The sequence below is a fragment of the Mycobacterium sp. OAS707 genome (assembly GCF_014873705.1).
In the GTDB taxonomy this organism is placed as follows: Bacteria; Actinomycetota; Actinomycetes; order Mycobacteriales; family Mycobacteriaceae; genus Mycobacterium.
The window spans coordinates 764,139-784,537 of the sequence record NZ_JADBDS010000002.1; the positions used below are offsets into that span (position 1 = coordinate 764,139).

A 20,399-nucleotide genomic window follows, 5' to 3' on the forward strand; every position below is an offset into this window, starting at 1 on the left:
CGCATCCGGGAGCTACCGTCGTAGTGTGCCCGAATCGAGCATCGTCGTACGGCCGGAGCCGATGAACAGCGGTTCCTATACGGCCAGCTCACGGCTGCAAGCAGCCGGATTACCGGTAGCGATAAAGCTTTTGGAAGACGCGGCCGAAACCGTCCCACTTCCCCGGCCACCGCAACCGATCGTGATCGCCGATTACGGGGCGTCAACCGGTCACAATTCCCTGCTGCCGATCTGCGCGGCAATTGCAGTGCTGCGCAAGCGGACCCGGCCCGAACATTCAATCTTGGTCGCGCACACAGACGTGGCCGACAACGACTTCACCGTGCTCTTCCAGACGCTCGACGACGACCCCGACTCGTACTTGAAGAAGGATGCGGCGTGCTTCGCATCGGCGATCGGCCGGTCGTTCTACCACCAGATTTTGCCGTCCAACAGCGTCCACCTTGGCTGGTCGTCTTGGGCGATCCAGTGGCTCGGCAAGGTGCCCGCACCGGTGCCCGACCACCTACAGGTGTCCTACAGCGAAGACGAAAGTGTGAAGGCGGCCTACGCCAGGCAGGCGGCGATCGACTGGCATGAGTTCGTCGCGTTCCGCGGTCGTGAACTGTGCCCCGGCGGGCGCCTTGTCGTGCTGACAACGGCGGTTGGCGACGACGGCGAGTTCGGACACCGGCCGTTGTTCCGCGGCATGATCGCCGAACTCGCCGACCTCGTGGCTCAGGGTCTGCTCACCGAGGACGAGCACTACCGTATGTGCATTCCGATGGTGTCTCGCCGGGCGGCGGATTTCTTGTCGCCGTTCGCGCCGAAGGGTCGATTCGAGCGACTCGAAATCGAGCACCTCGAGGTGTTCAACGCCGAGGACCGGTTCTGGTCCCAGTACCGAGTCGACCATGACGCCAAGGCTTTCGGCGTCCAGTGGGCGGCGTTCGCGAGGGCGTCGGTGTTCCCGACGCTGGCCAGCGCGCTCGACGGCGGACGAAGTGATCCGCGGTGCGCCGAGTTCATGGAGCGGCTGGAGGCCGGTGTCGCGGCGCGGATGGCCGCGGAGCCGGAGGAGATGCAGATTCCGTTGGCTCAGGTGGTGCTGTGGAAGCGGCCCAAGCCCAGATGATCAGCCGGCCATCCGGTCGCGAAACGTGTTGCGATAACTCTGCGGCGGCACTCCGGTGAGCCGCCGGAACTGCTCACGGAAATTGGCCGGCGAGCTGAATCCGACGTCGCGGCCGATCTTTTCGATGGCGTGGGCGGTCCCCTCCAGTAGCTGCTGAGCATGCCGGATGCGAACGCCGGTCACCCACTGCATCGGTGTCTGACCCGTCTCGGCCTGAAAGCGGCGGTTCAGTGTGCGCACGCTCATGGCGGCCCGGGTGGCGATGTCGCCGAGCGTCAGGTCGCGATGCGCCTGCTGCTCGATCCATGCCAGCACATCGTCGAGTTCGGTGCGCTCGGCAATGTGCTTGGCGGGAGCCACATTTCGCAAGATGAACTGCGCCTGTCCCCCGCTTCGATGCAACGGCGCGACGGCGAGGCGTGCGGCGTGCGCCGCTACGGCGGCGCCGTGATCGCGGGCCACCATGTGCAAGCACAGATCCAAGCCCGCCGATGCACCCGCGGAGGTCAGCACCTGGCCGTCGTCGACGTAGAGAACGTCGGGATCGAGGTCCACCGCTGGGTACGTGGCACGAAACTCCTCGGCCGCCAACCAGTGAGTGGTCGCGCGCCTTCCGTCCAGCAGTCCCGCTTCGGCAAGGCTGAAGGCGCCCGAACAGATCGACGCGATCCTGGCGCCGTTCTCATACGCCGCCTTGAGCACGCGCAGCACATGATCGGGCGTGGCAACGGTGACGTCGTTGCGGCCGGGCACCACGATCGTGTCGGCCTCGGCCGCGGCGTCCATGCCGTGGTCGGTGGCGATGCGCATGGGGCCGGCGGTGACGACGGGTTCAGCGCCGCACACCAGAACCCGGTAGGCCGGTTCGCCGGTCAGCAGCACTGCCCGACCGAACGTTTCGACGGCGGTGCACAAGTCGAACGCGATCGTGTCCGGCAAGGCCAGTACCGCGATGGTGTGCACAGCCCGACAGTAGCAGCCGCGATGGCAATATCACGGCGGCAGGCCTCTATCTGGCCAATACGGCGTCGATGAGGTGCGGTCCTGGCTCCGCGATCGCGGCGCTGAATTGGGTCGCGAGTTCTTCGACGGTGGTGGCCCGAGTGGCGCGAACACCGAACCCGTCGGCGATGGCGACGAAGTCGAGGTTCGGATTGGACAGGTCGAGCAGCGACTGCGCCTTCGGGCCGCCCGCAGTGGCGCCGACGCGCTGCAACTCGAGTTGCAGGATCGCGTAGGCGCGGTTGTTGAGGATGACGACGGTGATGTCGAGTCGTTCGCGAGCCATGGTCCACAACGCCGAAATCGTGTACATGGCGCTGCCGTCGGACTGCAGTGCGACGACGGGCCGGTGCGGCGCGGCGATGGCGGCGCCGACCGCGACCGGCAGTCCTTGTCCGATCGCACCTCCGGTCAGCGTCAGCACATCGTGCGGGGGTGACGCGGCCGTCGCATCGGGCAGCAGCAGACCGCTGGTGTTGGCCTCGTCGGAGATGATCGCGTTGTCGGGCAACAGCGCGCCGATGACTGAGGCCCAGTTGTCGGATCGCAATGGCCCGCTTGGTAATTGCGTCGGACTGGATGGGGACTCGACAAATGCTGGGGCGGCCAGACGGTCGGCGACGTCCGCCAGGCGTGAGGCCGGGACCGTGTGCACCTTTGCACCACTGGGCACCAGATCGCCGGGCAGGTTCGGGTACGCGAAGAAGGCGACCGGGGACCGCGCGCCCGCAAGGATCAAATGCCTTGCGCCCCTGAGCTGTTCCTGCGCCATTTCGGCGAAATAGCCGAGCCGCGCGATGTCCGGCACACCTCGGCCCCGCGCCAGTCGGGCGGGAAACGTCTCGACGAGCACACGAGAGCCGGTGGCTGCCGAGATCCTCGCCGCGGCACGCAGACCGGACGCGGCGGTGGTAGGTCCGCCCAGCAGCAGCACTGCTTTCTCCCCGTACGTTTTCAGCAATTCCGCGGCACCTGCGACGTCCACGTCGGCTGACTCGCGCGTTCCGGTCGCCCACTCACTTCGTGGACCGAGTTTTGTCATCACGCGATACACGTGGCCTTCGACCGTTCTGGTCGATACGGTCAGCTGCTCGGCGACCTCGCGAATGGAGTGTCCCTGCGAAAGCAACTGTACGATCTCGCGCTCGCGATCGGTCAGTGGTGCCGATGGGGATGCGTCGGCTTGCGCGTCACCCCACGACAGGTCGGCCGGCAAGACGAGCGTCGCGATACGGCCGAGATTCGCCGAGGCAATGGCCCGGTCGACGGTCGCTGAGAGCTCTGCGGTTGACCCGGGCCGATGCACCGTACCTGTCAGCCAGTGCCCCAGCACATCGATGTCGGATTGCAGGGGCGCATCAAGTCTTTGGTGATAGGTGGCGTGATCGCCGACGACGTTGACAACCGGGCTGTGCGCTCGTCGCGCATTGTGCAGGTTGGCCAATCCGTTCGCCATGCCCGGCCCCAGATGCAGCAGGGTGGCGGCGGGCTTACCCGCGATGCGCGCGTACCCGTCCGCTGCGCCGGTCACCACTCCTTCGAACAGGCACAGCACCGCTCGCATCTGAGGAGCGGAGTCCAGCGCAGCGACGAAATGCATCTCCGATGTGCCGGGGTTGGCGAAACAGACGTCGACTTCGCCCGCGATCAGGCGGTCGATCACAACATGTGCACCGGTGGTCACCCACCAATGATGGCATTGGCCGCCAACACCTCCAGCGGTTGTTGTCACCTATCTATGACGCGCGGCTGGACGACTCCCGCTATGGGCGCGGATCCCAATCACTTTGGCAGTGACGGCCTGCGCCTTCAGCACCGGCCAACTACTCAGCCCGTAGCACCACGACGGCAGCGGCCACGCCTTGCGTCGCTTGCATTTGTCATGGCCCGGTTCCAATTCGACCCACTGCCAAGGCACGAGGGATTGCTTGTCGGATCCCGACGCAGGCGGATCACGGCTCGGCCCGGCGGCTACTCCGTCGTCAGGGGCTGCAGCGGCGCCTGACTGGTTGCTTCCGCCGTGAGGTTGGGCATCATCAGCGGATGCCGGGGCGGCGATGACAACCGCGAAGACAGCGAGCGAGGCGGCCACTGTGACAGTTGGGCATCCGCTGCGAGACCGCCGCCGCCGGAAGGTCGTCATGCAGCTGACACGCGACTGATTGGCTGCGAGATCAGACTGTTCCGCAGCTGTTTACGTCCTCTAGCGAGTCGCGACGACACCGTGCCGACCGGGCAATCTGAAATCGCGGCGATCTCCTTGCAGCTGAACTGCAGCACATCGGCGTAGAACACGGTCGTACGCACGCTTTCCTGCAGCGCGGCCAACGCCGCCCGCAGGTCACCGTCCGTCATCGAGTCCAAGGCCGACTCCTCGGCCGACCGAGCGGCACACGTCCGCAACGTGGCAGCCGAGTGCAGATCGGCAATGTCTCCCACCGCGAACTCATCCGGGCGACACCTCGTCTTGCGATATTGGCTGACCCAGGTGTTGTGCAAGATCCGATACAGCCATGCCCTGGCGTTGGTGCCGTCACGAAAGGTGTGAAATCCCGCATAAGCACGCAACATCACTTCCTGTGCGAGATCTTCCGCGTCTTGTCGAGTGCGTGTGAGAGTCGTTGCCGCAGCCAATATCTGGTCGCCGAGCGGTATGACGAGGCGACAGAAGCGTTCGGTGTCCTGCATTTGCGCCGGCATGCCCTACTCCTGCACGCCGCGACCGCGAACGGCTAATTCGATCTCGTCGCCGACCTCTTTGTCGATGTTCTTCCAATACTCGAATGCACGCTGCAGCACCTCCTCGGACACGGCGTTGCAGAGATGCTCTGCGACATTGTGGACCAACCGATGACGAGCAGGCGCGTCCATCACTTCTCGGACCAAAATTCCCGCTTGTGTCCAGTCGTCGTCGTTCGGCCGCAACGTGTATGCGGTACGCACCATTTCCCCGTCGGCGTACCAGAGGGCCTCGGCGGTAAGTTGTGGGTCGGCCTGCGGTCCGCCGTACGAGTTCGGTGCGTACACCGGGTCGGACGCGTTCTCGACGCGCATCCGACCGTCCTTGGAGTAACTGTGAACTTCGTTTCTCGGTGCGTTGACAGGAATCTGCTTGTAGTTGACTCCGATACGCGCTCGATGCGCGTCCCCGTAGGCGAACGTGCGGGCCAGCAGCATCTTGTCGGGGCTCAATCCGGTCCCTGGCACTTGGTTCGCCGGGGCAAAGGCGGCCTGCTCGATCTCGGTGTGATGGTCGGTGAAGTTACGACTCAAGACGAGCTTGCCGACCTCCAGAAGCGGATAGTCGCTGTGCGGCCAGACTTTCGTCAGATCGAACGGGTTGATGCGATAGCTCTTGGCGTCTTCGAACGGCATGATCTGAACCTTCAGCGTCCAGCTCGGATGGTCGCCACGCTTGATCGCCTGGTACAAGTCGCGCTGGTGGTAATCGCCGTCGACGCCGGCTAACCGGTCGGCTTCCGCCTGCTCTAGGTACTCGATGCCCTGATCGGAAATGAAGTGGTACTTGACCCAAGAGATCTGATCATCGGCGTTGATCCAGCTGTACGTGTGGCTGCCGTAACCGTGCATGTGCCGCCACGTCCGCGGAATGCCTCGATCGCCGAACAACCAAGCCACTTGATGTGCACTCTCCGGCGACATCGTCCAGAAGTCCCATTGCATGTCGTTGTCGCGCATGCCGGTATCGGCGCGGCGCTTCTGCGATCGAATGAAGTGCTGGAACTTCATCCCGTCCCGAATGAAGAACACCGGGGTGTTGTTGCCGACGATGTCGAGGTTGCCCTCCGCGGTGTAGAACCGCAGCGCGAACCCACGCGGGTCGCGCCAGGTGTCTGGGCTGCCGCGCTCCCCGGCCACGGTGGAGAAGCGGGCCAGGGTATTCGTCTTGGCGCCGGGCTGAAAGACGGCAGCCCGGGTATAGGTCCGGACGTCCGCGCTCACTTCGAAATAGCCGAAGGCACCGGAGCCCTTGGCATGTGGCTGCCGCTCGGGTGTCCGCTCCCGGTTGAAGTTCGCCATCTGCTCTATCAGATAGTTGTCATGAAGCAGGATGGGGCCGTCAGGCCCGATGGTCAGCGAGTGGCCGTCACTGGCCACCGGTGCGCCAGCATCCGTTGTCGTGGCAATGCCCTTGTGTTGATTCATTACTAGGCTCTCGAATTCATGCGTCGCGACTCTGCCGTCAGTAGCAGGCCCTGCCATTCGACCATCTGCCCGATCTCGCCGAGGAGGTCGGCGATCAACTGGTCGGTGGCGCCTATCTGCTCATAGACACACCGAATAGTGCTGAGGGCGAGGGATATTCGCTGGGATATCATGATCACTGCAGCCGTTGCACATCGTTCCCCCGGCCTCAACGTTGGTACAGCGACGGGGGTTTCGTTGATGATGAAGCGTCGGACACCGTCGTAGTCGGACCCGCGCACCAACTCCGCGACCGCATCACTGGCCTCTCGGGCGGTGCGCACGACTGCTTCCAGGCGATTCTGCATGCCGATGAATCTGGTTCCGCTGAAGTGTGCGTGCGCTTCCACGGCCTGGACATGGAGGTTGAACAGCTCGCCGAGCACCGTCGCCAGGTCGTGCCGCAGCGTCGGGGTGGAGGTTTTCGTCATGGCAGCACCCGACTATTCCGGCCAGCTGTTGTTGAGGATGATCGTCACGAAATCGTCTCGGACGAACGACGGATCGAAGTGGGCCAGCACGTCGGCGTTCATCGTGCCGAAGGTGCTGCGCGGACGATGCTTCATCCCGTCGGTAAACGCTTGCAAAATACGATTTTTGAAGTCCGGCCGCGGGTGCGCGGACGTGACGGCGATCAGTGATTCCGACGACAGATCGTCTCGGCCCAAACCGAGCACGTCTGTCTCGACGCCTGCGGTGACCAAAGCGATTTCCGGGTCCAGGAACTCCGGTACCCCTGGTGTTGTGTGCAGTGCAATGCTCAGCCACACTCGGCGCGCCTCGGCTTCGTCGACTCCGTGTTGGAGCAGGAAGTCACGGGCTGCGTTGGCGCCGTCTACCTCGAACCGAAGACTCGAGGATGTTCGATACGGTTCTGTCAGCCCAAGGTCGTGAAACATCGCGCCCACGTAGAGCAATTCGAGGTCGGGCTTGAGGTTGCGCCGTTCACCCTGCAGGGCGCCGAAGAAGAACACCCGGCGTGAGTGGTCGAACAACAGGTCGTCCTCTGCACCTCTGATGAAGTCGGTGACGTCGCGGGTCAACGGCGTGTCAGGAACAGTTATTCCTGCGACAGAGGCGAATGTTTCGGTGGCCATGGGTCAATCTCCGTTCGGTCAGGCGTGTACTCCTCACTGTGCCGCCGGTCATCGAGCAGCAACATCACCCGCCGGGTGATTTCTAAGCTGGCCGCGCGAGTTGATACCGAGTTTGGTGAAGGCGTTGCGGACATGGGATTTCACCGTGTGCGGCGAGAGGTGCAGCTGCTTTGCGACGTCAGAGTTGGTCGCGCCATTGGCGATCAGGTTGACAACCCTCATCTCGGCGTCGGTCAGGCTGTCCCAGCCGGTCTTCTCACGCCGGGCTTGAACTCGCCGCACCACGCCCATCGATCGCAGGCGGCGAGCGACTCTGTGCGCGTCGGCCGCTGCCTCACATTCGACGAACGCGTCGAATGACGTGTTGAACTGGTCGACCGCTGCTGCGTTCCTGCCGACGCTGGCCAAGGCGACACCGGCGTCTTCTGCTGCTGATGCGGACAGCAACGGGCGATACGCCCGTAACGCTGCAGCTGCACAGGCCAACGCAGCGCCATCGCATTCCAAGATGCCTCTGGCGTAGCCGGTGACGGCCTGGAAAATGGGGATGTCCTCGCTACTTGGCGCGAGTAGTTCAAGACTGCTCAGCACGCGAGCCCTCAGCCACGCGTCACCAGTGCTCACGCCCACCCGGGCGGTGCTGATCAACCTATCGAAAGCATTCGGCCACAACGGATTCAATACTTCACCACCGTCACGGCTGAGCCAATGTGCCGCTTCGTGTACATCACCGCAATGCCACGCGGCCAAGGCGAGCACGTATGCTGCGCCCCGACTGACCAGGGTCGCACCATGGGGATTGGCTGCACGCACCGCGACGACTGCTTCCTGCAGTGACTCGCGGTCACCGGTGTGCGCGGCCACCTCGGCCAGGATCAGCCACCGGTTCATGCTCATCTCGCTCGTGGCACCCCATAAGGGCGCGGCAACCCTCTCGAGCGTTCGTCGTGCAGTGGCCAAGTGTCCGGCAGCGAAGTGGATGGCTGCGACCTTCAGTGCCCATAGGGCAGTGGCGACATCGCTGCAATCTTGCTGGGCCACTTCGAAGCCGGGCAGCGCCAGGGCAGCAGCATCATCCGCGCGGCCGATGAAGCACAGCACATTGCATCGGTGCACACCTGCCAGAACGAGTGCGAAGCTGGGATCGTCGTTGCGTGCGGGAGGGTCGAGGTCTTCCAACCTTTGCAATGCACGCAGTGGCTGGCCGTGGACGTATTCGAGGATGGCAAGCGATATTTCGGTGATGACCCGTGTCTCCGTGTCGTCAGTGGCCGCAGCGGCCGCGACCGCCGGGGCGATGATCGCCTCGTCGGCAGGCAATCCACTGACGGCGTGGTTGCACAGCAGCCAGGCTTGATGACGTGATCGCGTCACGTCGCTGATGCTCTTCAGCTGCAGAGCACGCTGGTTCTCTGACACACGGGTTTCCAGCGAGTCGCCGGGGGCGGGGATGCGTAGACGCGCCTTCGCCTGATCTTCAGGCGATAGCTGCGCCAGCATTGCGGCCGCCAGTTCCTCGGCCTCCTGACATCTCGCTGAATGATTCAACAGCCACACGGTTTCCGCGACCAGCGAGCCCCGCTGTGGGTCGTCGCCAGCCAGCAGTTCGAGCGCACGTCGGCTCAACTCCGCCGCGGCACTCTTGTCGCTGGCCGCTACGCATCGCGCTGCCTCGCGTAACGTCGCGATGGCCGCCTGGTCGCCGACGTCGGCGCTGCGCGCCAGCTGGGTGGCCACTTCCGCTGGCGCAGCGCCCATCTGCAGCATGACGGTCACCGATTGTCGCTCGATCGCGCGCAGCAGCGAGGTGGGCAACGACTGACGTGTCGCATCACGCAGCAGGTCGTGCCGGAACCTCAGCTGATCCTCGTCCTCCACGAGCAGATCGGCACGCACGGCTTCTTCTATCGCTGACATCAGCGCCGCGGGTCGCCGGTCAAGCATCTGCGCTAACAGCGCCGCGGTGAACCGTTCTGGCAGCACCGCCGCGATCTGGATGACTTCCTTCGTCTCGTCTGACAAGGCGTCCAATCGCTGACTCATGTTGGTGCTCAACCGCCGCGGCAGATTGTCGCCATGAGCCACGGCGCAGCCTCGAGTGACGTGCAGCCGGGTTTCCTCGAGCAACCCGCCGAGCAATTCGGTGATCAAGAACGGGTTGCCGTGTGCCTTACCGGCCAGCCTCAGCAGCGAGACATCGGCACGAGCCCGGACCGCGTCTTCGACAATGTCGATCACTCCCTCACGCCCGATCGGCGACAACCGGACGAACCGCGCGCCTCGGCGCTCCAGTTCGCCGAGGGTGTCGGCGACCGCGGGGCCGCCGGCGCCCGTTCGCGAGCTGAGTATCCAGAGCACCGGTGACTCGTGAGGGATCGCCGTCAGCGCTCGCAGCGCCATCAGCGTGCCGGTATCCGCCCAATGAATATCCTCGAGCAGGATCACCATTGGTGTATTGCCCGCAGCGGCGCGGATGGCGGTGCGCAGATCATGCACCACCCAGTAGTGCAGATCGGGCGAATTGCCCAGTCGGCGTAGCGCATCCGGATCGCCGACAGGCGGGTCCGCATACACGGTCGCCGTGAACAAAGCGAAGAACGGGACTGTCTGCTGGTACTCGAAGGCCTGGCCGACCAGCACCCGCATGCCGGCTGCTTCGGCGATGACTTTCGCCTCAGCCATCAGGCGGGTTTTGCCGATTCCCGGCGACCCCTCCACGACGAGTACGCCGCCACAACCCTGGTGCAACGACGAGATGAGCGACTTGATGACGTCAATTTCGGGTGCACGTCCCCGAATCGGCATTGAGGGCGTGGGCGTGCGCGGCCGTCGTTCCGCCGGGCCATCGACGCTCGTCACAGTGTCGACGATGGTGCATGCGGACAATTGCTCGCATCCACCACTGGCTAGCGCGGACTGGGTTAGTTCAAGACGTACTCCAGCTGGCTGCGCGACGAGATATCGAGCTTGGTGAAGACTTTGCGCAGGTGATATTGAACGGTTTTGGAACTGATGAACAAGCGGGTGGCGATCTCCGGATTGGACAATCCCTCGCGCGCCAATCGAGCGACCTGAATTTCCTGCGCTGTCAATTCCGGAGTGCGGGTGACAGTGCGCTTACGGGACGTCTCGCCGGTGGCGAGCAGTTCGCGACTCGCGCGTTCTGCGAATGCGGCCATACCCATGGACTCGAACATTTGGTGAGCCGTTCGCAGATGCTCGCGAGCGTCGACGCGTCGGCGCTCGCGGCGGAGCCATTCGCCGTAGATCAGGTGCGCGCGGGCCAGTTCGGTTCGCACGCGGCTGTCGCCGAAGCGAGTGATGGCTTCCTGGTAGAGGTTTTCGGCTTCGTCGCCTTCGGTTATCAGCGCACGGGAGCGCGCTTCCACACCGAGTGCCCAGTTCGTGCCGCTGGCGCCGGTCATCTCGACGATCCACTCCAGGGTCTGCGAAGCGGCGTCGGTCATCCCGCTGCGGACCGCGGCCTCGACGTGCTCGGCGGCCGCCCAATTCGCCACGCCCGGATATCGAACATCGGGATACTCCTGGTGGTACAGCGCCTGCTCGGCAGCCGCCATCGCCTCGGGGTACTCGCCCTGTCCGTTATGCAGAACCGCTCGGGTCCACTCGGCGACTGCCGTCCCAATACCTTCTCCCCGCAGGGGCACCTCCCGCGCGGTCTTGGCTATCAACGCAAATGCCTCGCTCTGGTCCCCACGCAGCGCTGCCAGGCGCATGGCGGCATACGGCGCGAGATTGCCGCCGGTCGCTTCCGTCACTGCTTCTTGCTCGTCGACCAGCGCGCCGGCTGCCGAAAGATCACCTGCGAACAACAGCAACATGGCGCGGGTGCTCAGCGCCAACGGAAGCTCACTCAGTGCGCCGCTAGCCCGGGCAAGGTGAAGATAGCGACTGGACAGCGGATCCCAATGATCGTCGTCCCACAAGTGCAGGGCTGCGAGGTTGATCAACCACATCCACCGCAGTTCCTCGTCCGGCGACATGTCTTGGCCGAAGGTCGCCAGCGCGTCACGAAGAGCGGGCACGGCCGCCGCGTATCCGGCGACGAAGTTCGTTGCCAGGCCGTCGAGCAAATGATCGGAGGACCGCGACGGCTGGGTGGGCGCCGGCGCCCGCACGGCGGCTCGTGCCACCTCGACGACGTGACCGCCGGGGGCTGCGAGTCGTCCGGCGAATGCGGCTGCGTTGATCGCGTCCAGGTAGGTCTGCCGGGCCAGGCCGGCATCGATCTGTTCGAATCTCTTTGCCGCGGTGAGCAATAGCGCAGGAGCGTCGCCGCCGCGATTTGTTGCGAAGGCGAGTGCGCCGCGGAGCAGTTGGAGGCTGGCCTGTTGCGCTTCATCCAGCGGGCCGCTCTCGGCCATGGCCAGCAACTCTGTCGTCGCGTCGAACGCGCCGGCCTGAAATTTCGTGCCGGCCGCGGCGAGCGCGCGTGCCGCCCGCCCCGCGGAGTCGAGCGTGAGCAAAGCTGCGCGTTCCAGGAACGCGGCCGCAGCGGCCAGTCCGCCCCTGGCTCGCGCTTGTTCAGCGGATCGCTCCAGTTCCGCGGCGATCTCCTCGTCGGGGCCCGGGCTCGCCTCGGCCCGATGCCACACCCGCCGATCGGGATCGACTGTGGCATCGGTTTCTTCGGCCAACGCGCCATGCGCTGCTCGCCGACCGTCAAGGGAGGCCGACCAGTAGGCCACCGCACGGGCCAGCGGATGGCGAAACCGGACGCGCGTGCCGATCTCCGCGATGCCGGCCTCGACCGCGGGGCCGGCCGCTTCTGCCGCCAACCCCAGGCGCCGGGCCGCACGCCACACCAGGCCTGGGTCGCCGGTAGGGTCAGCAGCCGCGAGGGCGAGTAGCTGCCGAGTATCGGCGGCCAGGGCAGTGATGCGGCGGCGAAAGTTCTCCTCGACTGCGCCGGAAAGCGTTGCAGCAGTGGGTAATCCAAAGCCTCCGGCCAAGTTCGCAGGAGACAGACCGCGAGGCAGTTCGAGCAGGGCAAGCGGATTGCCGCGGGTCTCTGCGACGATCTGATCGCGAACTCTATTGTCGATCCGCCCTGGAATGACGGTGGCCAGGAGCTCCCGCGCTTCGGCGTCGGATAGCCCATCGATTCGCAGCTTCGGCAGGCCGGCCAGTTCGTCGGCGGGTGTGCGGGTGGCAAATATCATGCCTACCGACTCGGCCCCGAGCCGGCGCGCGACGAAGGCCAGCACCTGCGCCGACGCTCGGTCAAGCCACTGATGATCATCGATCAAACAGAGCAGCGGCCGGTCGTCAGCCCCGGCGGAGAGCAGTCCGAGTACCGACAGACCGATCAGAAACTGATCGGGCGCCGACCCGGCCGCCATCCCGAATGCGACCTGCAGCGCCTGCCGCTGTGGTTCCGGCACCTCCACGAGGCGGTCCAGCATCGGCGCGCACACCTGATGCAGGCCGGCGAACGGCAACTCCAATTCCGATTCGATGCCGGCGGTGCGCACGATTCGGCAGTCCGGCACCCGCGCCGCCAGGTGGTCGATGAGTGCGGTCTTGCCCACACCGGCGTCCCCGTACACGACCAGGGCGCGACTCTCGCCCGTCCGCACCGCTGCCACCAGTTGGTCGAGCACGTCGCGTTCTGAACGACGGCCGGTCAACTTGGTTGCCGGACCGTCTGGCGGCGGTGTCGACATGGGAAACGAGATTAACTGAACCGCCGGTCTGACGCCTGACCCCGGCCGGCCGGATTATCGTTCGGACATGTCACGCTGCGTCGCGATTCTCGTCTACGACGGCGTGACCCTATTGGACGTCGCGGGTCCGGCGGAGGTGTTCAAGGAGGCCAATCGGTTTGGTGCCGATTACCGAATCGCGTTGCTGTCGCCGACGGGCGAGGACGTCATGTCCAACCTCGGGTTCGGGGTCACCGTCGATGGCGGCGTTTCCTGCGAGCACCCGCCGGACACGTACCTGGTGGCCGGTTCCGACCGCTATCCGCGGACTCCTGTGCCAGAAGCACTGGCGGAAGCGGCGCGGGTGCCTGCGACGGGAGCCCGTCGCGTCGCATCAATCTGTACCGGCGCGTTCATCCTCGCCGCTGCCGGCCTCCTCGATGGCAAGCGTGCGACCACACACTGGAAGGTCACCCGCGAGCTCGCCAGCCGATGCCCGACATGCCGGGTCGAACCCGACGCGATCTACGTTCGTGACGGCAGCACGTACACATCAGCGGGAGTAACCGCGGGAATCGATCTGGCCCTCGCGCTCGTCGAAGAGGATTACGGACCGGACTTGACCCGCGACGTCGCCCGCGCACTGGTGGTCTACATGCAGCGTTCCGGTGGCCAGTCGCAGTTCTCCGCTCCACTGCAAGGACCGCCGCCTCGCTCCCCCGCGCTGCGCAAGGTCACCGATCTGGTGACGGCCAACCCGCATGGCAATTACTCGCTGACTGAATTGGCCAGACACCTCAACGTAAGCACCCGGCACCTGAATAGGCTCTTTCGCGAAGAACTGTCCACCACGCCGGCCCGGTACGTGGAAGAGATCCGCTTCGACATGGCCAGGGCGCTGCTCGACCAAAGACACACCGCGACGGATGCCGCGACTCGGGCCGGATTTCCCAGCTACGAAAGCATGCGACGCGTATTCGCGAGGAAGTTGGGAATCAGTCCCGCGGCCTATCAGCGTCGCTTCGGCACCACGCGCCGCGCCAACTAGGGATTGCTGAGGGCGGACGCCTATGAGTGCGGATCGTCGACCTTGAGCTGCTCTCCGGTGGTGGCGACGAACACCACCAACAGTTTCGCCTCTGCGGTTTGGCTGGCGTTCTCGGTGGCCACGTGGTGGGCGCCCGGCGGCTCGTACCAGTTCTCGCCTTGGTGATAGACATGCGCGGACTGGCCTTCGAGCTGGCTGCTTACGGCGCCTTCGAGGACGTAGGCGTAAACGAAAGCGTCGCCGTGGCGGTGAGGGACAGCGCGAGCGCCTGGCGGGAAGCTCACAATCGCGGAGGTGAACGTTTTGCCCGGGGCGTTCGGAAGCGCCTGTGTGAAAAGGGGCGCCAGTGTCTCGGCCGGATGCGCCGACGCAGTGTCGGCCTGTGGTTCGGCTGCAGGTGCGCCGCAGGAGACGATCACGGCGGCAAGCGCGAAGGTCAACAGTCCCTTGGCAATACGGGTCCTCATCGGCGCTCTCCTGCTACTTGGATGACCGTTTTTCCGGGAGCGCGTCGACGGCGGCTGAACGCGTCGACGGTCTCGGCCAGGGGGCGCACCGAACTGATGATCGGCTTCAGCCGCCCGTCGCGCAGTCGCTCGGCGAGCCCGGCTAGCTGCGTGCGGTCCGGTTCGACGACGAAGAACACGGCGCGCCCTTCCTCGGGGTGCACCTTCGGTGGCGCGGCGATTGTGACGAGGGTACCGCCGGGGCGCACCAGAGCCGTTGACCGCTCGAGGATTTCGCTGCCGATGACATCGAAGACGACGTCGACTTGACCGACGTCCTCCAGTGGGTCGGCGCCAAGAACGACGAATGCCTGTGCACCGAGGCCGAGCACGACGTCGCGGTCTTCGGACCGTCCGGTGCCGATCACGTGAGCACCCACCTCGAGTGCAAGCTGGACGACGATCGACCCCACGCCGCCGGCAGCGCCGTGGACCAAGACGGTCTGGCCGGTGGTCAGCCCGGCGTGAACGAATAGTCCTTGCCAGGCGGTCAGCCCTGAGATCGGCAGCGCCGCCGCCACAGTGTGGTCGATGTCGGCGGCCAGCGGGACGAGGTTGCGCGCCTCCACCGCGGTGTATTCGGCCAGGGAGCCGTCGCGGCACCAGTCGGTGAGGCCGAACACCCGTTGACCGATGGTGAGACCGGTTGTGCCATAACCTAACTCGACAACAACCCCCGATAGTTCGTGTCCCGGAACGGTCGGGGTTCGGTCTCGGCCGGCCCGGTCGGTCCAGGTGGCGGGCCACTCGAGTTCGCCGGGCGTGAAGCCGGCTGCGTGGACTCGCACGATGACGTCGTTCTCGGCGGCGTGGGGGTAGGGCACGTCGGTCAGCTCGAGGCCACCGATACCGGCGTCCCGGTCTCGTGCGGTGATGGCTTGCATGTCGGGTCCTTTCATGCGGTTTCTCGAACGATGGACGGCTGCAAACGACGTGACGGCGGCGGGTCCGGCCGGGAGAGGAGGCGACGACCGCCGTGGAGCGCCGCGGCGAGAGACAGCGCTCCGACAAGCGCGGCGTACAGGTAGCTTGTGGACGCGAGTCCCCACGACGGGGCGGCCAGTCCGGCGGCGAGAGCCGGAAGACCCAGCGCCGCATAGCTGATCACGAAGGCGGCGGAAAACACCTCCGATCGTGACTTCGCAGTGGCGGCCTCACTGATGTCACGAAATGTTCCGTTGAACGTCAGGCCGACACCTAGGCCAGAAACGATCGACGCACCAATGAAAGTCGACGGGGACCCGAAGGCCAGGGCGGCGGCCAAACCAGCCGCGCCCAATGACAGCAGGACCGCTCCCAGGGCCGTGGCACCTCGCGGCGAGCGCCCCGCCGCCCACAGTCCACCCGCGCTGTTGGCGATGTACAGCACCGTGATGCTGAGACCCCCGGCAGCGCTGAACCGCACATGCAGGACGTCGCGCACCACGGATGGAGCGAGAGCGAGGAAGAATCCGGTGATGGACCACCCCGCCACGATGGCGGGAACCGCGGCGAAGAACTGCCGCCGTGATTCGCGCGGAACCCGGATCCGCGGACGCAGGGCAGCACGTCCTCCCGGGCGCCGAACGGCGGTCTCGGGAATCGCGAACAGGAGGGCGGCAAGGATCAGGAACGCCAGCGTGAGCGCCGGAAAAATCGCAGCGTCGGGACGGGGACTGAGCTGAACCAGGGCGCCCGCCAAACCTCCACCCAAGGCCAGTCCGAAACTGGTGCCGACGGCGGTCATCGTCGGCCCTGCGTGCGGGCGGCCCACGGGGGATAACTCGACCAGGCCGGCGGCGAGGGCACCCGTCGCCATTCCCGTTGCAATGCCCTGCACCACCCGGGCGAGCAGGAGCGAGATGACGCCTCCAGCCGCGCAGAAGATCGCTGTCCCTGCGGCGGCCACCAGAATGGACACCACCAACACCGGACGCCGCCCGAGGTGGTCACTCAGCGATCCGACCGTCAACAGGGCACCTATCAACCCGGCCACGTATACGGCGAAGACCAGAGTCAGGGCGGTGACTGAAAAGCCCCACCGCTCCCGGTACAGCGGGTATATCGGCGACGGTGCGCTGGTTGATGCCATGAGCAGCACGTTGGCGAAGACGAGGACGCTGAAGGAGCCACCTCGTCCGAGCGTGAAGCGCCTTGCCCCATGCATCGTCGATCAGCTTGGCCAGGCCGAGCCGAGCATGCGCTCGACAGTGGTTGTGCGCCGGTACTCGGGCATGAAGTGCTCCACCACATCGGAGTTCACGGTTCCATTCGTCGTCTCCGGGCGGTTCTTGAACCCGTCGAAGTAGGCTTGCAGGAACTCGTTCTTGAAGTCGCCCCGCGGATGAACGGCGAGTATTTCGTCCACCTCGTCGGTGTTCAGATCGTCAAGGCCGAAGCCGACCACATCGGTCATCACACCCAGATGGGTGGCGGCGATCTCGGGACCCATCCGCCCAGGAATCCCCGGTGTCGTGTGCAGCGCGATGGCCGTCCACACGGTATCTGCTGCGGCGGTGGAGAATCCGTGCTCGATCAAGAACTTGCGCCCGTGGTCGGCCCCATCGACCTCGAAACGCTGTTCCACATCGGAGTAGGGGGTCACGAGACCGGTGTCGTGAAACATGGCGGCCAAATAGAGCAGTTCGGGATCCGGTTTCATGCCGAGCCGCCGGGCGTGAAGCTGACCGAACAGGAACACCCTGCGGGAGTGGTGGTAGAGCAATGGGCTGGTCGTCTCCGAGACGATACGAGTCGATTCGGCGACCGCCGCGGTCTCCGGAAGCTCCACGCCCCCAACGATTTCTGACATGATTTCCGCCCCTTCTTGTCGTGGTTGTGAGACCGTGCCTGATATCGATACTGGCGGTAGCCGCACGTTGTGCGCCGCCTCAATCCGGCCAGGAATCCCTCAAAAGTGGACGAAAGAGATCGGCCTACGGTCACGTCTTATGCAACGCGAACTGCCGAGTGATCGCTGCATGCCGCCGGGAAGCGCGGACCCATGGCCCAACTGGCCTCGAGCACACCTTCAGCTTCAGCCCGCTCGATAGCTGACTGGCAACATCTCGGCGGGCAATGACCGCCTGACCGCTGTTCCACCATGGTCGGCGACCCGACGATGAACAGGTGCACGCACAGATTGTGTTGTTCGACGGGTTCGACCCGCTCGATGCCATCGCGCCGTTCGAAGTGCTGGCCGCGGGCAGCGACGAAGTGGGCGGCGCCTTGGACGTCGAGTTGGTTTCGGCCGAGGGTCCGCGGGCAGTGGTCAGCGGGACCCGCGGCATGGTGTTACATGCGACTGCCCAACTCGATCCCGCGAAGCCCGGCTACGTCATCGTGCCGGGTGCCAGCGGTCCCATCGACGGCGATCCCGACGAGGTCGACACGATCCCCGTTCTTCTGGCCCGCTTCGGCGAGACGGCAGCGGTGCCGTTGATTCAGCAGGCGATGCAGAATCCCGACATCACTGTCGCGACCGTCTGCGGTGGATCACTCGCGCTCGCCATGGCGGGGCTGCTCGAGGGCAGACACGCCGTGACGCATCACCTCGGCATGGACGTGTTGGACGCCACCGGCGTCAACGTCGTTCATGCCCGGGTCGTCGACGACGGCGATCTGATCACCGCGGGTGGGGTGACCTCCGGCCTCGATCTCGCACTGCATCTACTGCACCGAAGCTATGGGCCGCGCGTTGCGCTGGCTGTCGAATCGTTGTTCGCCTACGAGCGCAGAGGAACGGTATGGAGCTAGCCGGCCAGTGGGACGTGACGATCAAGACGCCGATCGGATCACTGGCGGTGGTGTACACATTCGCCGACGACGGGGTCACCGGCACCGCGACCGCAAAGGGCGAGACGGTTCCGCTGCGCGACATCGTCGTTGCGGGACAACGGGTTACCTGGCGTCAATCGGTGACCAAGCCGATGCGGCTGAACCTCGAATTCGAAGTCGTAGTCGATGGCGACCGGCTGGCCGGTCACTCCAAGGCCGGGCGGCTGCCGCGGTCAGCCGTGACAGGTGTGCGACGTCAGGGTCGCATCGCGTAGGCGCCGTCGTAGGCCTTGACGCGCTCCCACACCCGGTTGAATCGGTCTGCATCGGTCACGGGTTTGCGGATTGCACCCACGGCCCAGTCCTGTTGAGCCTGCGTCGAGCTCGGCTTGCCGTGCAGCGCAACGGCATAGGTGGAGAAGTCGCGGATCTGGAAGTCGAAGATCTGATCCACGATGTCGTCATCGATCCCGGTCAGCGCGGCCTGCTCCAGGATGAGCTGGCCGTAGACGATCAGCGAGAACAAATGCCCCACGTTGAGCATGAAGTCGAGATCCTTCTGCTGATCCGCATCGGGGGCCGCGCTTGCCAGCAGCGTCGAAAACGCCTGAGCCTGTTCGTAGAACCGTGCGACATTCGCGATCCCCGCGTTCCGCTCGTAAACCGGCTTCCAGTCCGCGAACTGCACCTTGGCCGCGCCGCGCGTCGGTCCCTGGTTCCAGAAGAACACGTCGTCGGCAGGATCGTTGCGGGTCGGGATCTCCGGATACTCGGCGGGATTGAACATGTAGTTGGGCATGAACTTCAGCACCAGGCCGACGTTGACATGTACGGTGCCCTCGAGTCGCGGCAGCGTGCCGATCAACTGCGAGACCTCACGGAACATCGTGTTCTTCTCATATCCCTTGGCGGCGATCACGTCGTGCAGGGCACGCAGTACGGTCTCGCCCTCCATGGTGACCTTCGCCTTGGTCATCGGGTTGAACAGCAGATACCGCCGGTCGTCGAGGCTGGCGCTGCGGAAGTAGTCGACAGAGCGCTGACTGAACAGTTTCATCGCGACCAGTCGTGCGTACGCGTCGACGAAATTGGCTCGCACATGGGTGAAGTCGGTGACCGGATTGCCGTAGAGGATTCGGTTCTGCGCGTGTGTGATCGCCTCGTAGAAGGCGTGTTCGGTCATGCCGATCGTGCACGTGCACAAGTTGAACTTGCCGACGTTGACCGTATTCAGTGCTGCGGCAAAGGCTTCCACGCCGGTATGCAGGATGTCGGATTCCCGCACCGGATAGTTCTCCAGCCGGAACGTGCTCACGTAAATCTGCATGTGCACGACGTTGTCGATCAGGTGATAGTTCTCGTGCTGGCTGTCGACGGCGAAGAAGACGTAGGCATCCTGACCCTCGACGTCGCCGCGGCGCCCGAACACCGACACCATGCTGGCGACGTTGCCGTTGCCGATGTAGTACTTCTCCCCCGACGCCCGGTACAGGATGCCGTCGGCGCGGTCCTGTTCGCTGGTGGGCGTGAGCACCATGTCGGTGTTGTAGACGTCGGCGCCGTGTTCGCGCTCCGACAGCCCGAAGGCCATCACCTCGCCGGCGTCCAGGTCATCGGCGGCCTTGAGCTTGGCGTCCTTGTTCTCGCTCTGCCAGATCGGTCCGAGTCCCAGGATCGTGACCTGCTCGGTGTACCAGTAGGTCAGCCCGTAGAACCCGAGGATCTCCGACAGCGCGGCGTTGCGCGCGGCGTCCCACCGCTTGTTCGGGTCGCCGTCGGCGAACTCCGACGGTGTCAGAAAGGTCGCGAACAGTTTCTCGCGCTTGACGAAGTCGACGAAATCCGCGGGCCACTGCGCCGCCAGGTCGGCGTCAAGGATGCGCTTTTTGCCCTGGCCCTCGAACCAATCGATGGTGGCGCGCAGCAGTCGCCGCGTCTCCTCGTCGAACTGCTGTGGGTCGTAGGTGTTCGGATCGAAGAGCAAGCCGTCGGTCATGCACGCGA

Annotated in this window: 17 protein-coding genes; 4 read left to right on the plus strand and 13 right to left on the minus strand. The window is 64.9% G+C overall.

All coding sequences use genetic code 11. The features are described 5' to 3' along the window. The first annotated feature begins 25 nt into the window (after positions 1-25). The gene (locus GGC64_RS14545; protein ID WP_192723202.1) at positions 26-1,114 is read left to right on the plus strand and encodes an SAM-dependent methyltransferase; all 1,089 of its coding nucleotides are present in this window, start codon (positions 26-28) and stop codon (positions 1,112-1,114) included. Here GGC64_RS14545 and GGC64_RS14550 read toward each other — a convergent pair whose 3' ends face one another. From GGC64_RS14550 to GGC64_RS14585, 8 genes are all read right to left on the minus strand, one after another. Next, a complete protein-coding gene (locus GGC64_RS14550; protein WP_192723203.1) occupies positions 1,115-2,077 on the minus strand; it encodes a helix-turn-helix domain-containing protein in 963 nt (320 codons plus the stop codon). Positions 2,078-2,123: 46 nt separating this feature from the next. Continuing rightward, complete coding sequence (locus GGC64_RS14555; protein ID WP_192723204.1) at positions 2,124-3,800, minus strand: acetolactate synthase large subunit; 1,677 nt, start codon at positions 3,798-3,800, stop codon at positions 2,124-2,126. 455 nt (positions 3,801-4,255) lie between these two features. Further along, positions 4,256-4,816: a sigma-70 family RNA polymerase sigma factor gene (locus tag GGC64_RS14560; protein ID WP_192723205.1), complete on the minus strand. Its 561-nt coding sequence runs from the start codon at positions 4,814-4,816 to the stop codon at positions 4,256-4,258. Between the two features lie 3 nt (positions 4,817-4,819). After that, on the minus strand, positions 4,820-6,283 hold the full coding sequence (locus GGC64_RS14565; RefSeq protein ID WP_192723206.1) for a catalase: 1,464 nt from the start codon (positions 6,281-6,283) through the stop codon (positions 4,820-4,822). Positions 6,284-6,285: 2 nt separating this feature from the next. After that, positions 6,286-6,753: a hypothetical protein gene (locus tag GGC64_RS14570; RefSeq protein ID WP_192723207.1), complete on the minus strand. Its 468-nt coding sequence runs from the start codon at positions 6,751-6,753 to the stop codon at positions 6,286-6,288. Positions 6,754-6,765: 12 nt separating this feature from the next. Next, positions 6,766-7,419 (minus strand): HD domain-containing protein, encoded by a 654-nt coding sequence (locus tag GGC64_RS14575; protein ID WP_192723208.1) that lies wholly within the window; start codon positions 7,417-7,419, stop codon positions 6,766-6,768. Positions 7,420-7,467: 48 nt separating this feature from the next. Further along, entirely contained in the window at positions 7,468-10,278 is a 2,811-nt protein-coding gene (locus GGC64_RS14580) for an AAA family ATPase (RefSeq protein ID WP_370582105.1), read from the minus strand. Positions 10,279-10,340: 62 nt separating this feature from the next. Then, entirely contained in the window at positions 10,341-13,106 is a 2,766-nt protein-coding gene (locus tag GGC64_RS14585; protein ID WP_192723209.1) for a helix-turn-helix transcriptional regulator, read from the minus strand. Positions 13,107-13,173: 67 nt separating this feature from the next. Here GGC64_RS14585 and GGC64_RS14590 point away from each other — a divergent pair, with 67 nt between their 5' ends. Further along, a complete protein-coding gene (locus GGC64_RS14590) occupies positions 13,174-14,133 on the plus strand; it encodes a GlxA family transcriptional regulator (protein WP_192723210.1) in 960 nt (319 codons plus the stop codon). 20 nt (positions 14,134-14,153) lie between these two features. Here GGC64_RS14590 and GGC64_RS14595 read toward each other — a convergent pair whose 3' ends face one another. The 4 genes from GGC64_RS14595 to GGC64_RS14610 are packed head-to-tail and all read right to left on the minus strand — an operon-like array spanning position 14,154 to position 17,430. Further along, positions 14,154-14,600, minus strand: a complete 447-nt coding sequence (locus GGC64_RS14595; protein WP_192723211.1) for a cupin domain-containing protein — start codon at positions 14,598-14,600, stop codon at positions 14,154-14,156. Next, entirely contained in the window at positions 14,597-15,523 is a 927-nt protein-coding gene (locus GGC64_RS14600) for an NADP-dependent oxidoreductase (protein WP_192723212.1), read from the minus strand. The genes GGC64_RS14595 and GGC64_RS14600 overlap by 4 nt, the downstream gene beginning before the upstream one ends. Before the next feature lie 11 nt (positions 15,524-15,534). Further along, on the minus strand, positions 15,535-16,785 hold the full coding sequence (locus tag GGC64_RS14605; protein WP_225951741.1) for an MFS transporter: 1,251 nt from the start codon (positions 16,783-16,785) through the stop codon (positions 15,535-15,537). A 6-nt stretch (positions 16,786-16,791) separates the two neighbouring features. Beyond that, positions 16,792-17,430, minus strand: a complete 639-nt coding sequence (locus GGC64_RS14610) for an HD domain-containing protein (protein WP_192723214.1) — start codon at positions 17,428-17,430, stop codon at positions 16,792-16,794. 317 nt (positions 17,431-17,747) lie between these two features. On the opposite strand from GGC64_RS14610, the gene GGC64_RS14615 reads away from it, so the two are divergent. Together GGC64_RS14615 and GGC64_RS14620 are read left to right on the plus strand one after the other, a co-directional pair. Beyond that, the gene (locus GGC64_RS14615; protein WP_192723215.1) at positions 17,748-18,374 is read left to right on the plus strand and encodes a DJ-1/PfpI family protein; all 627 of its coding nucleotides are present in this window, start codon (positions 17,748-17,750) and stop codon (positions 18,372-18,374) included. Beyond that, complete coding sequence (locus tag GGC64_RS14620; RefSeq protein ID WP_192723216.1) at positions 18,365-18,670, plus strand: hypothetical protein; 306 nt, start codon at positions 18,365-18,367, stop codon at positions 18,668-18,670. The genes GGC64_RS14615 and GGC64_RS14620 overlap by 10 nt, the downstream gene beginning before the upstream one ends. Here GGC64_RS14620 and GGC64_RS14625 read toward each other — a convergent pair. After that, positions 18,652-20,391, minus strand: a complete 1,740-nt coding sequence (locus GGC64_RS14625; protein WP_192723217.1) for an acyl-CoA dehydrogenase family protein — start codon at positions 20,389-20,391, stop codon at positions 18,652-18,654. The two genes, GGC64_RS14620 and GGC64_RS14625, sit on opposite strands and share 19 nt — an antisense overlap. Positions 20,392-20,399: the final 8 nt, after the last annotated feature.

What these genes read in the sequence shown, in the direction of transcription:
- GGC64_RS14560 (WP_192723205.1), bottom strand. Translation starts at nt 4,816, where the DNA reads ATGCCGGCGCAAATGCAGGACACCGAACGCTTCTGTCGCCTCGTCATA.
- GGC64_RS14565 (WP_192723206.1), bottom strand. Translation starts at nt 6,283, where the DNA reads ATGAATCAACACAAGGGCATTGCCACGACAACGGATGCTGGCGCACCG.
- GGC64_RS14570 (WP_192723207.1), bottom strand. Translation starts at nt 6,753, where the DNA reads ATGACGAAAACCTCCACCCCGACGCTGCGGCACGACCTGGCGACGGTG.
- GGC64_RS14575 (WP_192723208.1), bottom strand. Translation starts at nt 7,419, where the DNA reads ATGGCCACCGAAACATTCGCCTCTGTCGCAGGAATAACTGTTCCTGAC.
- GGC64_RS14585 (WP_192723209.1), bottom strand. Translation starts at nt 13,106, where the DNA reads ATGTCGACACCGCCGCCAGACGGTCCGGCAACCAAGTTGACCGGCCGT.
- GGC64_RS14590 (WP_192723210.1), top strand. Translation starts at nt 13,174, where the DNA reads ATGTCACGCTGCGTCGCGATTCTCGTCTACGACGGCGTGACCCTATTG.
- GGC64_RS14595 (WP_192723211.1), bottom strand. Translation starts at nt 14,600, where the DNA reads ATGAGGACCCGTATTGCCAAGGGACTGTTGACCTTCGCGCTTGCCGCC.
- GGC64_RS14600 (WP_192723212.1), bottom strand. Translation starts at nt 15,523, where the DNA reads ATGCAAGCCATCACCGCACGAGACCGGGACGCCGGTATCGGTGGCCTC.
- GGC64_RS14605 (WP_225951741.1), bottom strand. Translation starts at nt 16,785, where the DNA reads ATGCATGGGGCAAGGCGCTTCACGCTCGGACGAGGTGGCTCCTTCAGC.
- GGC64_RS14610 (WP_192723214.1), bottom strand. Translation starts at nt 17,430, where the DNA reads ATGTCAGAAATCGTTGGGGGCGTGGAGCTTCCGGAGACCGCGGCGGTC.
- GGC64_RS14620 (WP_192723216.1), top strand. Translation starts at nt 18,365, where the DNA reads ATGGAGCTAGCCGGCCAGTGGGACGTGACGATCAAGACGCCGATCGGA.
- GGC64_RS14625 (WP_192723217.1), bottom strand. Translation starts at nt 20,391, where the DNA reads ATGACCGACGGCTTGCTCTTCGATCCGAACACCTACGACCCACAGCAG.